The 14616-nt window shown below is 62.0% G+C and carries 9 protein-coding genes; 1 reads left to right on the plus strand and 8 read right to left on the minus strand.

Annotation, left to right across the window (positions count from 1 at the left end):
• The coding region (locus tag GYH35_RS24260) for an endo-1,4-beta-xylanase (RefSeq protein ID WP_202624604.1) at positions 1-1582 on the plus strand (1582 nt) is incomplete at its 5' end.
• Between the two features lie 80 nt (positions 1583-1662).
• Here the strand turns inward: GYH35_RS24260 and GYH35_RS24265 are convergent.
• From GYH35_RS24265 to GYH35_RS24300, 8 genes are all read right to left on the minus strand, one after another.
• Positions 1663-2580, minus strand: coding sequence for a LysR family transcriptional regulator (locus tag GYH35_RS24265; RefSeq protein ID WP_161829709.1), 918 nt, complete (start codon positions 2578-2580; stop codon positions 1663-1665).
• 45 nt (positions 2581-2625) lie between these two features.
• Positions 2626-3687 carry an aldo/keto reductase gene (locus GYH35_RS24270; RefSeq protein WP_161829710.1) on the minus strand — a complete coding sequence of 354 codons (1062 nt, stop codon included), beginning with the start codon at positions 3685-3687 and terminating at the stop codon, positions 2626-2628.
• A 122-nt stretch (positions 3688-3809) separates the two neighbouring features.
• Positions 3810-5150: a family 43 glycosylhydrolase gene (locus tag GYH35_RS24275; RefSeq protein WP_161829711.1), complete on the minus strand. Its 1341-nt coding sequence runs from the start codon at positions 5148-5150 to the stop codon at positions 3810-3812.
• 20 nt (positions 5151-5170) lie between these two features.
• Positions 5171-8095, minus strand: a complete 2925-nt coding sequence (locus tag GYH35_RS24280; protein ID WP_202624606.1) for a TonB-dependent receptor plug domain-containing protein — start codon at positions 8093-8095, stop codon at positions 5171-5173.
• Between the two features lie 108 nt (positions 8096-8203).
• The gene (locus GYH35_RS24285) at positions 8204-9760 is read right to left on the minus strand and encodes an alpha-N-arabinofuranosidase (RefSeq protein WP_161829712.1); all 1557 of its coding nucleotides are present in this window, start codon (positions 9758-9760) and stop codon (positions 8204-8206) included.
• 40 nt (positions 9761-9800) lie between these two features.
• Complete coding sequence (locus GYH35_RS24290) at positions 9801-12485, minus strand: glycoside hydrolase family 3 C-terminal domain-containing protein (protein ID WP_202624608.1); 2685 nt, start codon at positions 12483-12485, stop codon at positions 9801-9803.
• A gap of 15 nt (positions 12486-12500) precedes the next feature.
• On the minus strand, positions 12501-13517 hold the full coding sequence (locus GYH35_RS24295; protein ID WP_161829714.1) for a cupin-like domain-containing protein: 1017 nt from the start codon (positions 13515-13517) through the stop codon (positions 12501-12503).
• A 22-nt stretch (positions 13518-13539) separates the two neighbouring features.
• A complete protein-coding gene (locus GYH35_RS24300) occupies positions 13540-14604 on the minus strand; it encodes an alpha/beta hydrolase (RefSeq protein ID WP_161829715.1) in 1065 nt (354 codons plus the stop codon).
• Between the last annotated feature and the right edge of the window lie 12 nt (positions 14605-14616).

The raw sequence follows: 14616 nt of genomic DNA on the forward strand, positions 1-14616 counted from the left end.
TGCCGCCCTGTTCGGAACGGGGCTCTTCACGGAGGCTCAAGCGCAAAGTAGTTCCACGGTCGTGGTGCGCGCCCGCGGCACAGCAGGCGGCGAATCGATCTCGCTGCGGGTCGATAATGCCCAGGTGGCAAGCTGGACGCTGACCACGAGCTACCAGAATTACACCGCATCGACGAGTCTCACCGGCGGCATTACGGTGGCATTCACCAACGATGGCGGTAGTCGCGACGTGCAGGTGGATTACATCGTCGTCAACGGCGAGACACGCCAGTCGGAGAACCAGAGTTACAACACCGGGCTCTATGCGAATGGGAGTTGCGGCGGCGGCTCCAACAGCGAGTGGATGCATTGCAACGGCGCTATTGGCTATGGCCCAGTCGCCAATTCAGCCAACAACATCGTGGTGCGTGCGCGTGGCACCGCGGGCACCGAGTCTCTCAGCCTACGCGTCGACAATACAAACGTTGCGACCTGGACACTGACGACGAGCTTCCAGGACTTCACCGCGTCGACGACCCTCACCGGCGCGATTACGGTGGCGTTCACCAACGACGCCAGTGGCCGCGACGCCCAGGTGGACTACATCGTCGTCAACGGGCAGACGCGTCAGGCGGAAGCTCAGAGCCAGAACACCGGGTTCTACACGAATGGGAGTTGCGGCGGCGGCGGCTTCAGCGAATGGCTGCACTGTAATGGCGTGATTGGCTTCGGCAACGTAAATGGCGGCGGCACTGGCCCCCTCCCCGCGTTTTTCGTGGGCAACATCACAACCAACGGCGCCGTCCGGTCTGATTTCCTCCAGTACTGGGATCAGATCACGCCGGAGAACGAGGGCAAGTGGGCAAGCGTCGAAGCGACGCGGGACGTGTACAACTGGAGCGGGCTCGACCGGGCGTACAACTACGCGATGGCGAACAACATCCCGTTCAAGCAGCACACCTTCATTTGGGGTAATCAGTCGCCAGGCTGGATCAACTCGCTGAGCGCGGCCGAACAGGCGGCCGAGATCGAGGAGTGGATTCGCGACTACTGCGCGCGTTATCCAAATACGGCGATGATCGACGTGGTCAACGAGGCCACGCCAGGCCACGCGCCGGCCGCGTATGCGCAGAACGCGTTCGGCAGCAACTGGATCATCCGCTCGTTCCAACTGGCGCGGCAGTACTGCCCCAACGCCGTCCTGATCCTCAACGACTACAACGTGCTGAGCTGGGACACCGACGCGTTCATCCGCATGGCGACGCCAGCCGTCAACGCCGGCGTGGTCGACGCCCTGGGAGCGCAGGGCCACGGCTTGGAAGGACAGTCTCTGAGCAGCATCCAGAACAAGCTTAACCAGGTGGCCGCGCTGGGCCTCCCGATCTACATTTCGGAGTACGACGTCGCCAGAACCAACGATCAGGAGCAGTTGCAGATCATGCAGACGCAGTTTCCGCTGTTCTACAACCATCCGTCGGTGGCGGGCATCACCCTGTGGGGATACGTGGTCGGCAGCACATGGGTGAACGGCAGCGGGTTGATTCAGAGCAACGGCACGCATCGTCCCGCGATGACCTGGCTGATGAACTACCTGGGCCGCTGACTTTTCTTTTGCAGATGTGGCCTTCGCATGGCGCCCCTCCACGGAGGGGCGCCTTGCCTGTGGCGAATTGCCGGTAAGCTCTAGCGCCTCTTTTGCGTCTTGGAAGCACTCGTCGAGTAGCGAACGTGGTTCACCAGCGCGCGGAGCTTGGGCGCAAGGTTGCGTCGATCGGGAAAATACAAATAGAACCCGGCGAACGGCGGGCAGAAACGTTCCAGCAACGGCACCAGCTCGCCGCGCTGAATATAGGGCCGAAACGTTTCCTCCATGCCGAACGTGAGCCCACCGCCAGCTACTGCCGTGCGCACCATGACCCACATGTCGTTGGTCGTTACACGCGGATTCACCGCCACGTCGATCTCTCGGCCGCCATCTTCGAATTCCCAGCGATACGGCTCGACGCGCGGCGCGGGCCGCCAGCCGATACAGCAATGTTGTGGCAGCTCTTTGGGATGTTTCGGTGGGCGATGGCGTGCGAGGTAGGATGGTGCGCCAACGACCACCTGGCGCTGGCCGTCCGAGACCGGCACGGCAACCATGTCCTGCTCGATGACTTCTCCGAGGCGCACGCCCGCGTCGTAGCCTTCCGCCACGATGTCGAACTCCTCATCCGTGATGGTGATGTCGAGCTGAATGCCAGGATGGCTTTCGACAAAGCTCGCCAGCAACGGCCCGGAGATGAAACGCTCCGCGATGGAGGAAACCGCAACCCGCAGTTGACCGGACGGAGCGGTGTCGCGATCGCGCGTGGCGTCGAGGGCAAGACCGACTTCGCCGACCGCCGGGGCGACGCGCCGGTAAAGCTCTTCGCCGGCCTCCGTCAGGCCCACGCTGCGAGTGGTCCGCTGGACCAATGCGATACCGAGCCGATCTTCCATCCGCCGGATCGTCTGGCTGACCGCCGAGCGAGTGACGCCAAGGTGGCGCGCGGCGGTGCTGAAGCTCTTCGCTTCGGCGACCGCAAGAAATACCGCGACACCATTCAGATCGACTGCCATTGCGGCGAGAACCTACCGGAGCGTCCCCGGCGCGGCAAGCTCCCGTCAGGCACGGCTCGCGACCTTGGCGCCGCCGAAGATGAGCTGTTGGACCAAGGGTCGCTCGACGAAGCGCGCGGGAAATATCGGCTCGAGTGCACTGACTTCATGGAGGCGAGCACGCTGCTCATCCGAGAGCGACACACTCAGTGCTCCGAGGTTGTCTTCCGCCTGCGCAATCGTCCGCGAGCCCATCAGCGGCGCGGTTACGGCCGGGTTCGAGAGTGTCCAGGCCAGTGCGATCTGCGAAGGTGTTGCGCCGATCTCCTGCGCCACCTCTCCGACTACTGCCGCAATGCTCAAGGCGCGCTCGCTCAGCAAACCGCTGGAAGCAATGACGCCTTTGCGCGTCGTGGATACGCCCGCCTCGCGTGAATCCATTACGTCGGCGCGCGTGTACTTTCCCGAGAGCACGCCGCCGCCGAGTGGCGACCAGGGCAACACGCCCAGCCCAAGTGCAGCAGCCATTGGAATGAGCTCGTGCTCGACTGTTCGTTCGATCAGGCTGTATTCGACCTGCAGGGCAACAAACGGCGACCAGCCGCGGAGATCTGCGAGTGTCTGCATCTGCGCGACCTGCCATGCAGGCGTGTTGCAGATGCCGGCGTAGATGATCTTTCCGGTGCGCACCAGGTCGTCGAGTGCACGCATCACTTCGTCGGGTTGCGTGGTGAAGTCCCAACCATGCAAATAGAGCAGATCGATCCGGTCCGTGCCGAGTTGCCGCAGACTCTGCTCGACGGAGCGCTGCATGTTGAGCCGGTGATTGCCCCCCGAGTTGGGGTTGCCCGGCTCGCGCGCCATCGTGAATTTCGTGGCGATCACCAGCCGCTCGCGCTTCTCGCGCATGAACTCGCCGAGCAGTCGTTCGGATGCGCCGTCAGTGTAGTTCACTGATGTGTCGATGAAATTGCCGCCGCGATCGACGTACAGGTCGAAAATGCGGCGCGACTCCGTGGCATCCGCGCCCCAGCCCCAGTCCTTTCCAAACGTCATGGTGCCGAGTGCGAGCGGTGAAACTCGCAGCCCGGAGCGGCCCAGCAGATGGTACTCGTCCAGCGCAGTCATCGTTCAGCCCTCCAATATGGGTTGTTTCGCTGTCTGCTGGCCAAGGTAAGCCGGGCATGCCGGAAAGATAAGCCACCCACTGCTGGACGCGGAGGTAAGGTCAGCTAACCAATGCAGGGCGCTCAGCGAAACCTGACCCAATCTACTTCGATGGCTTCGCCTCCGCCCTGGGTAACGAAAAGGTCGTGGACGCCGGCCGGAACGCCCTTCACGGCAGCGCTCGCGATGTTCCAATCGGATCCTTGGCCAATTTCCATGCGGCCGATCACCGGCCCGTCTTCTTTGTCGAGCCGGATTTCGAGCGCACTTCTGCCGGGGGCCTTCGCGCGCACTTCGATCGATTGCTGTGCACCGGCCCCGAAGTCGACTTCGTTGAACCTCACCCAGGACTTTGCGGCACTGAGCGTGGTTTTCCAGCCAGCGTGCGGGTTCGCCTCGTCCACGAATGCGACTGCGATCCCGTCACCGCTGGTCGCGCTGTAGCGGTCGATCTGGATCTCGCTGCCCGCGTTCACCCGACCCACGCCACGCAGCGTCGGAACGACTTTTTCAATCGTGCCGTCGGCGTTGAAGAACAACTTGTCGGCTCTGATCGCCCGATTCTTGTCGAACGAGGGCGACAGATCTTTGTCGTGATAGAACAGGTACCACTGCCCTCGATAATCGAGAATCGAATGGTGAACGGTCCAGCAGCCGCTCTCCGCTTCATCGAGAATGACGCCTGCATGTTTGAACGGCCCCATCGGCGAGGTGGCTGTCGCATATTCGAGCCGCTCGGTCTTGTTCGCGACGTGCGGATAGGTGAGATAGTAGATGCCATTGCGTTCGAACACGAAGGGACCTTCCTGCAGCCCCTTCTTCGGCAGGTAGTCGAAGACCGCCGGCTCACCCTCGATCTCCCGCATGTTCGGCTTCAATTTCGCGACGAAGATCTTGTCCAAGGAGTAGTACAGATAAGCACTGCCATCCTTGTCGATGAGCACTGACGGATCGATGCCCTTGACGCCTTCGATGGGCGTGGCCTGCGGCTTGAACGGTCCGTACGGTTGGTCCGCGATCGCCACGCCGATTCTGAATCCACCGGCCTTCGCGATCGCCGGGAAATAGAAATAATACTTCCCGTCTTTGTAGACGCTGTCCGGCGCCCACATGGCGTAAGCGCCGGGGTCGGCCCATGCCACCTCCGTCTGCTTCAGGATGACGCCGTGATCTTTCCAGTCCGTCAGATTCTCCGATGAGAATACGTGGTAGTCCTCCATGACGAACCAGTTCGGCTTGCCTTTGTAGCCAGGCGGCGCCTTGATGTCATGAGAGGGGTAGACGTACACCTTTCCCTCGAACACTCGCGCCGTCGGATCGGCGGTGAACTGATCCATGATCAGTGGATTGGTCGCGAAGGCTGCGTTGGCGAGCAGCAGTCCTGCCACACTGGCGGGCAGGACGTTACCTGGGGAGAGTTTCATGCTTTGCGCTCGCGCTGGGATCAAAGATCGAAACGCACGCCGAGCCGATACACACGGCCGAGAGCGTCGTAGAGCGCCGGGTTGCTGAAAATCGTCACGCGCGCCGGATCCTCATCGAGCACGTTGTCGACTTTGAAGTAGGCGGTCGTGCCCGGCAGCACCTCGTACGATCCGCCGACATCGAGGTAGAAAGCCCCGTCAACGTGGTTGTTGTCGATGGTCGGCCGATTCACGGTCGAGACAGGACAGGTGCCCGGCTGGCATTCGATGTACTGGTTGCCCAACACACCGTCGCTGATCCATCGCTCCTGGATCTGCAACGAGAATTTGTCGGTGTCGTAGCTCTGGATGGCGAGCACTTTCCAATCGGCCTTCGAGTCGATGTTCACCCCGGCGGTGTCGACCGGAACCGTGCCCGGCAGACCGTTGTCGGTGAGGTATTCGCGGATGTGAGTAGCCAGTCCGCGCACCGTGAACGTACCCGCGAGACCGAACAACTGCGGCCAGCGATAGCTCGCTTCGATGTCGAAGCCCGAGGTCTCGATCGACGCGAAATTGAACGACTGGACGTTGACGAAGCCCGGTCCGTTCGAATTGTCCAGGCTGAACGAGCCACAGGTCTGCGGCAGGATGTTCCGGACACAGTAGTTGACGATGTCGTTGGCGCTGAGGCTGGAGATCACGTCGTCGATCTTGATCTTGTAATAATCGACCGACACGCTGAAATTCGGCAGCCAGGCCGGTTCGGACAGCACGACACCGAACGAAGTGTTGCGCGCGATTTCCGGCGTGAGGGCGGGATTGCCGACCTGGTTCTGGATCACGATCACGTTGACGTTACGGGTCGGATCGAGGAAGTTCGGCAACGTAGTGGTAACGGGTGCTGCGAACAATTCCGAAAGATTCGGCGCACGCGCATCGCGCGACGTGGTTGCGCGCAGGCGCAGTCCATCGAGCGGCGTATCCCAGGTGCCGCCGACCTTCCATACGTGAAGCGTTCCCGAGGTGCTGTAATCGGTCACACGTGAGGCGGCATTGAGGTTCGCTCGACCCGCGCCCTGCGTGTCGAACAGCGGCAGATCGAACTCCACGTAGGCTTCTTTGACGCTGTAGTCGCCCTCGCCGTTCTTGTAGTTGCCCGCGTACCAGTTGTTGCCGTTGTTCGAAAGCACCGGATCGGCCGGATATACCGAGTTGTAAGGCGTGCCTTCAATGCCAGCTTGCGCATTGATGCCGTTGCCGTAGGCGTCGGCGCGAACGCGATATTCTTCTTTTCGCCACTCGACACCGAAGGCGAGCGCCAGCGGACCTGCCCACAGGTCGACCGGCGTGCCGGAGACGTTGAAGCTCGCCACATCCTGGTTCTGACGCGTCCGCTGATACGGGCCCTTCGCGGGCATGATGTAGTTGAACGCTGCGTCCGAAGGCCGCATGCCGCCAAAGATGTTGATGGGGACGCATCCGCTCGCGCGCGCCACCGGGTCCGCGCAAACGATATTGCCGTCCAACAGGGTGGCGTTGATGGCCTGGTTGAACCGGGGGTTCAGCATGATGCTCTTCACATCGATGTCGCTGAAGTTGATGCCGTGCTCGTAGTAGCCGTTGTAATTCCACTCATCGCCCAGCACGTTCAGTCCGCCGATCGCGCCCAATACGAAACGATACTGCCGGCGATCGGTATAGACCTGCGTGCTTGGCAGGATCGCGTTGCTGGTTCCATATTTGAACTCGGTAATACCTGCCTCCGCGCAACGCTGCTGAATGGACGCGGGCAGGAACGCATTACTGCACTGGATCGTGAGGTTCGGCCGGTTCATGCCGTTGATCGGCTGATTGTGAGTCTGGACCTGGGCCAGATTCGCCGTCACATAAATCTCGTCGTCGTCCGCGAACTCGAAGCCGAGGCGGCCGTAGCCGTTGATGCGCTCCAGCTCCGACTGGAGCGTGCGGCCAGAGTCGACGTTGCCCGAAACGTCGCCCCCGACGCAAAACCCGGGAAGACAGCCACTGACGCTGCCGGCCGCGTTCCGATCGGGCGTTCCGTTCGAGCCGTACTGGAAATCGAACGGATTGCCGGCTTCGTCGAATGCGATTCCCTGCAGCGGCCCGGCCGTGATCAGGCCGTACTTGGTGTAGTTGTAGGGCTGCGCGTAGTCGATGACGTTATATTGCGGCGAGCCGTCGTTCAGCACGTTGCGATTGACGAGCGTGCGCTGCGTAAACCAGTCGCGACCGCCCGCCAGGCCGATGCCGTACGGGCCCGGGCCCACGCCCTTTTCGTCGTGGTACTCGATGCTTCCCACGGCATGCAGGCGACCGTCGAAGAAGCTGCTGCCGGCAGCGATCTGAGCGACGATCGTTTCATCGTCGTCATAGTTGGTGACAGCGCCTTGGACATTACCCTTGACGCCTTCGAAACGCGTGTTCGTGACGAAGTTCACCACGCCGCCGACGGCGTCGGAACCGTAAGAAGACGATGCGCCGCCATTCACCACGTCGACGCGCTCGATCAGCAGCTGAGGAAACAAACTCACGTCAGGCACGCCCGTCACGTTCGCGCCGACGACACGCTGGCCGTCGAGTAGCGTCAGCGTGCGGATCGGCCCCAAGCCTCGCAACGAGAACGAGCTCAGGCCCTGAGCGCCGCTGGATGTGCTGAACGTGTTGGTCTGCGTGCCTGTGGAGCCCTGCAGCGAGGGCAACTGCGCGACCGTCGTGAAAATGTTGGGCTGCGCATTGGCGGTGAGCTGCTCGGCGCTGATGACCGACGTCGGCGTCGGCGCGTTGTACCCGCTCGACATGATGCGAGTGCCGGTGACGAGGACTTCTTCGAGCCCAGCGCCCTGCTCGGGCTCGGCAGGCGTGTCTTGGGCCTGCACGCCCAGTGGCAACAGCAACCCGCAGGCCGCCAGCGTTCGCAGGCGTGTCGACGTCAACTTGATCATGGAATTGCGGCCATCCTTGCAGAAATTTGTAGACATAGTCGGTTCTCGTAAATTCGTGTTATCGGTTCTATGAGTGAGCACTTGTCTCGAATGCCTTGAAGTCGCCCCCTAGTCCTCGAGCGCAATCACGGCCACCGAATGCGGCGGCAACTTCAACGCGATCTTGTTGCCGCTCGAACGTGCTTCGAACGACTTGGGCGCGACAGTCGCCGGCGCCGCGAACGTATTCACACTGTCGATCTTCGGCGCCGAAAGAATCTTTCCTGCAGCCCGCTTCGCGCGAGTCGTCAGTTCGAAATGCGCCGGTGCGGTCGGATCGATGTTGGTGAGGGCCAGCCAGGTCTTGCCGTCCTTGCCCTTCGCGGCGATCGCGTCAACCTTCGGCAACTTGATGTCGCCATTCGCATAGGCGCCGGCATCGAACGTCACCGGTAGAAACGTTGCATCCTGGAACGGCACATACATGTGAAAGACGTGATAGCTCGGCGTCAGCACCAGCTTGTCCTGATCGGTCAGGATCATGGCCTGAAGCACATTGACCATCTGCGCGATGTTTGCCATGCGCACCCGGTCGGCGTGACGCGCGAAGATGTTGATGTTGAGCGCGGCAATGATGGCGTCGCGCACGCTGTTCTGCTGTTCGAGGAAGCCTTCCTTGCTACCCGGCGTCGGCGCCAGCCAGGCGCCCCACTCGTCCACGACCAGCGCGATCTTCTTCTCCGGATCGTACTTGTCCATGATCGCGCCGTGCGTGGCAAGCAGCTCATTCATGCGCAGCGTGTAATTGATGAGCGTCGCGTACTCCTGCTCACCGAAGCCGGTCGCGGCGAACTTCGGAGGCCAGCCGGCGCCGACCGTGTAGTAGTGCAGCGAGAGTCCGTTGATGTCCCAGCTCCAGTTGCGCTCCTTCCATGCCTTCATCACGGCTTCGGTGTAGCCGGTGTTCGCGCTGTCGGGTCCGACGGCGATCTTCAACGTCGGATGATCTGCGTTGTAGTTGCGTGTGTAGCGAGCGTAGATGCGAAGCTGCGCCGCGTATTCCTCCGGCGTCATCGAACCGCCGCATCCCCAGCTCTCATTGCCGATGCCCATGAACGAAATGCCATAAGGCTCGGGATGACCGTTCGCCGCGCGCTGCTTCGCAAGGGCCGTCGGTTGAGCAGTGGTCATGTACTCGAACCAGTCCGCAGCTTCGTGAGGCGTGCCCGAGCCGACGTTCACGGAAATGTAAGCTTCGGCGCCGATCTGCTGCACGAAGTCCATGAACTCATGCGTGCCGAAAGTGTTCGGCTCGATGACGCCGCCCCAATTCGGATTGAGCGTGGCAGGGCGGTCTTTCAGCGGCCCGATGCCATTGCGCCAGTGATATTCATCCGCGAAGCAGCCTCCCGGCCAGCGCACATTGGGAACGCGCAGCTCTTTCAGCGCCGCAACTACGTCGTTGCGAATACCGCGTGTATTCGGAATGGGCGAATCCGGGCCGACCCAGACGCCTTCATAAACGCCGCGGCCCAGGTGCTCGGCAAACTGCCCGAACAACTGGCGATCGATCTTCGCGCCCGGCTTGTCGGTCTCGACCTTCAGCGCAACGGTCTGCGCATACGCCACACCGACGGATGCAGTTGCACCTATCAGCAACGCAGAGAGAGCGGACTTCAGATTCATTGAGGCCTCTACTTCGTCTTCAACTGGTTTGCGAGAACGGTCAGAAGGCCAGCGGAACGATCTGCGTCGTCGTGAACGACTCCGATTGCACGGGCACTCCCGATTCCGGTTGTCCGGACCCGATGCTCACGCGGTGCTGGCCCGCGAATATCTGGCGCACCCCGTCCCGAGTCACGAAGCTCAGATCGCGTGGCGCGAGCTCGAACGCGATGGTCCGCTGCTCGCCTGGCTGGAGTGCGAAGCGCTGCACACCACGCAATGCAACTCGGGGCGCCCCTTCGAAGTCCGGCGGATCCAGATACAGCTGCGCGACTTCCTCTCCGGCTCGCTTGCTCGTGTTTCGCACCGTCGTGGTGACGCGAAGCCCACGTTCGGGACTTCCATCCACGACTTGCACCTTCAGCTCGCCATACTCGAAGGTCGAGTAGCTCAAGCCGTACCCGAACGGGTACACCGGCGCTCCAGTGAAGTACCGGTATGTGCGACCCTTCATCGAGTAGTCGTCGAACGGCGGCAGATCGGCGACGCTGCGATAGAACGTCAATGGCAATCGTCCCGCCGGATTGGTGTTGCCGGCGATGACGTTGCCGATGGCGAGGCCGCCGGCCTGTCCCGCGTACCAGGCTTCGACGATGGCTGACGCGTGCTCCTTGGGCCACGACAGATCGAGCGTGCTGCCGTTCATGAGCACGACGATCAGCGGCTTGCCCAACGACTTCGCCTGCTCCAGCAACCGGCGTTGATCGGCAAGCAGGTCGATGGAGGTTTTATCGCCGCCGGAGAATCCCTCCAGCTCGACCTTCATCTCCTCGCCTTCCAGATTGGAATTCAGTCCGACCGCGGCGACGATCACATCCGCTTGCGCGGCCGCGGCGCGCAGGTCCGCTTCGGGCTGAGTGGAGACGCGCTTCCACAGGACTTCGACGCCGGACAACAACAATGCATCGGCGCTGACGCGAATTGGATAACGCCGCCCCTTCTCCAGCTCGATCGTTGTCATCTCCGAACGCGTGCCCCACGGCTGGCGGTGATGACGTGCGATCACCTTGCCATCGAGCGAAAGCTCCGCGTTGGGACCGCCGAGACTGATGCGATAAGTACCGCTCTCGGGTGGCACAACGAAACCCGTCCACACGACGCGGTAGTATTCGGTCACCTTCGTGAGCTCGTTGCCGCGCATCGCGATGCCAGGCTCGACGCGAGCCATTGACGGTTTGCTCTTGAACGTCACCTTGTTTGCGTGCTCGGCGAAATCGGCGTGTGACGCGTAACGCTTGGGCAGGGTCTGCTCGGCGTCGTAGTACTCGGCCAGCAAGCCGGGCTCACCGCGAGGCGTGCGCAAAGCTGTCGTCGGGATCGGATCGCCATCGGTGATCGAAGGCGCGCCGGGCACCAGCGTCACGGTCGCGTTGGGCATGGCACGACGCAAGCCATCGACCAGCGAAATCGGAGGACTCGATAACGCCGATGAATAGTTTCCGCGCAGCACACGCGTCGCATCGGCATGAGGCCCGATGACGGCGATGCGCTCGGTGCCTTTCAATGGCAGCACACCGTCGTTCTTCAACAGCACCAGACTCTTCTCGGCACTCTTCAATGCGAGCGCATCGCGCTCGGGCGTGGTAACCGGCGTCGGTGGAGTATCGATCGGCGGCCGCCCTTCGAGTCCGGGCAGATCGCCGTTGCGATAGCGAGCCGAGAACAGCCGAATCAGCGCTGTGTCGATATCCTGCATGCTGATAAAGCCGCGCTGGTACGCCTGCTTGTAGCGCGCGCCGAGGCCGTCGATGTCGAACAACGTGGCATTGCTGCATTCGTTGTCCACACCCGCCTTGAGCCCGGCCGCGACACCCGCGACCGCATCGGGAGCAAACTTATGGTTGTCGCTGATGTCCTTGACGGCATCGCAGTCGGAGACCACGTAACCGTCGAATTTCCACGCGTCACGCAGGCGCTGCTGTAACAACAGATTGCTGACGCACGCCGGCTCGCCGTTGACGCGGTTGTACGCGCACATGATCGAACCCGCCTTGCCCTCGACGATCGCCGCGCGAAACGCGGGAAGGTAGGTATCTTCCAGATCGTGCGGACTCACGAACACGTTCGCTTCGTGACGCGTCGACTCGGGGCCGCTATGAACTGCATAGTGCTTGGGCGATGCGACCACATCGGGCCGCTCTGGATCGGGCCCTTGCATACCTTGCACGTACGCGACGCCAAGCCGCGCCGTAAGAAACGGATCTTCGCCGTATGTTTCCTGTCCACGCCCCCAGCGCGGATCGCGGAAGATGTTGATGTTGGGCGACCAGGTGTCGAGGCCGGTGCCGATGCGACCAAGCTTGCCAGTCTTGCGTCCCAATGCATGCAACGCGCGCACTTCCGCGCTGATCGCCGCAGCAACATCTTTCACCAGGGCATCATCGAACGTTGCCGCAAGCCCGATGGGCTCCGGAAAATTCGTGGTCGGCACCGGGCCCATGGCGCCGTGCAGGGACTCGGTCCACCAGTTGTACGCTGGAATCTTCAGGCGCGGGATCGCCGGCGCCGTGTTGAGCAGTTGCTCCACCTTCTCATCGAGCGTCATCTGCTCGACCAGCGCCTTGGCCTTCGCGTCCGCTCGCGCCCGTAGCGACGTATCTTTGGCGTCGGAGGCCAACGCCGCACCGCCCGTCGCGAATGCAAGGCACAGCGTGAGTACGTGCGTTTGAATATTGCGCAAAGACATGCCGCTCCAGTTCATTCATGCACCTCGCAACATCTGCATGACGCGCGCACGAATCTTTTGATAGTTGTCCGGCTTCAGCGGCCCAAGCACGCCATGCTGTTCCACCGGTAGGTGCGCCAGCGGATGGCCGTTGGTCCGGAACACGAAATGATCGAAGAGTGCTTTCCATGCCTGCCGCTCGGCAGGCGGACGCTCCGCGATGGCGATCAGGCTCAGCAGCATCGCGGTTGCGGGCGCATCGCGACCAATGCTGAAGGCGTCCCACCAATAGTTCACCAGCACGTTGAACGGCGCGGTCGCCTCGACCTGATGCCACCACAGCTTGGGCACGTAGATCGCATCGCCCGGCTGCAGCTCAGCGGTGAGCGCTTGCTCCCGAACCTCGCGAAAGCGCGGGTATCGTTCGTCATCGGCAGGCGCGGCTGCCGCGAGGCTGACTGGCTGCCCGGCCATCGTGTGATCGATGGGCCCGATGTAGAGACGATCGATCGTCTCTGGAGCATACAAAGTGAAACGCCGGCTGCCGGCGACGACACAGGCAATGTTGTCCATCGTGTCGTAGTGCGCCGAAACGTTCGAGGCGTGGCCGATCCAGATGCGCGGCGCGACGTTCATGTTCAGAACGGACAGCTGATTCTCGGCCGCAAAGCCCGGCAGGTACTGCTCGATCGGCAGCGACCCCATATACATCGAGCTGCCATTCGAACCCGACTCAGTGGCTACGATGCGATTTAGCGCATCGTTGAAATGCATCCGAGCGCGCGAGAAGTTGAAGCTGCGCAGATCGTCGGTGTAGTAATACTTGCCGGCGATGTGCGGCTCGCCCACGAAGACTTCCGCCTCGGCGCCAGCGTCGAAGCGGGATATGTAGTCTCTCAATTGCCCGGGCGAACCGTTGGCTGCCGACACTGCAGGCCAGGAACTCACCAGGCCGCGGATCACGACCGGGCGACACGGCTCCGCCACTTCACGCAGGAACGCGGCGGCGTCCGAAACATCCTTGGCCGCGAGCTGTGTGATCGACTGTGCCATGGCTAGCGTCCCGTCCGCCGAGCTAGCGGCATCCCGCCTTGAAGCACAGGTTGGCGCCGAAGAACGGCAGGACGTGATTCTGGAATCGATCGCCCAGCTTGTTGGTGTGGTCGCCGGCGTACACCTGGAAGGTGTGCTCGATGCCATAGGAATCGAGCACATCGTGCAGTTTGGCTGTGTCGGTGCGCAAGCCGTCCCGATCGCCGACGTCGATGGCAATCGCGTCGTACCGCCGAATGTTTCCAATGTACTGGTGGATGAAAGCGAGCGGCGCATTGGCCGCCCAGCGCGCCAGGACGTCCGCCTGCGCCTCGCCCGTAGGAAGGTCGAGGAACAATGGGGGATTCTTCGGATTCGGCGACCAAGCAGCGGCCGCCGCCAGCTGAGCACGCGCGAAGAACGGCAGCTTGGCCGAGTCCGCGGGGCTCTGCACCTCTTCCAGCTGCTTGGTCATTTCGGCGTTCGGCGGCCCGACGGAGCGCGGCGCCAGACAGCAAGGGCTCATGACGTACAGGCTGCCGAACTCGTCCGCATGTTTCATCCCGATCCGCGTCGCGCCGTAACCGCCCATCGAATGCCCGGCCAGGCCGCGGCTGCGCCGCTCGGGAATCGTTCGATAGTGCTCATCGATGTACGAGACCACGTCGCGAGCAATGAAGGTCTCGAAGTCGCCCGTCGTCATTGAACCGGAGTACATCGAGCCGTTGTGCACGGTCTTCGAGTCCGGCAGGACCACGATCATCTCCTTGGCGCCGCTGGCGAAGGCCCCTTCGATGGTTTGTGGCGCGTGAATCTCGTGCGACCACTGTTCAGCCCCGACGAAGTAGCCATGGAGCGCGTAGACGACGGGATAGCGTCGAGACGCTTCTTTCCTATAGCTCGGAGGCAAGAACACGAGCATGTCGCGCTCGACGGCATTGCCCTCCAGATTGCCTTCGATTGCGCGCGAGTGAATCTTGATCGATTCAACCGACACCGGTTTCGCGCCCGCCACCACCGGGGGCGCTTCCGTCTTCATCTGCGCCGTCGCTACTTGGGCGAAGGCGCTCGCCAATACTGCCAGCAGGCAAACAACTCTAATCGTCATCGTTCGATCTCA

This window comes from Steroidobacter agaridevorans, from assembly GCF_009932555.1.
GTDB classification, from domain to species: Bacteria; Pseudomonadota; Gammaproteobacteria; order Steroidobacterales; family Steroidobacteraceae; genus Steroidobacter; species Steroidobacter agaridevorans.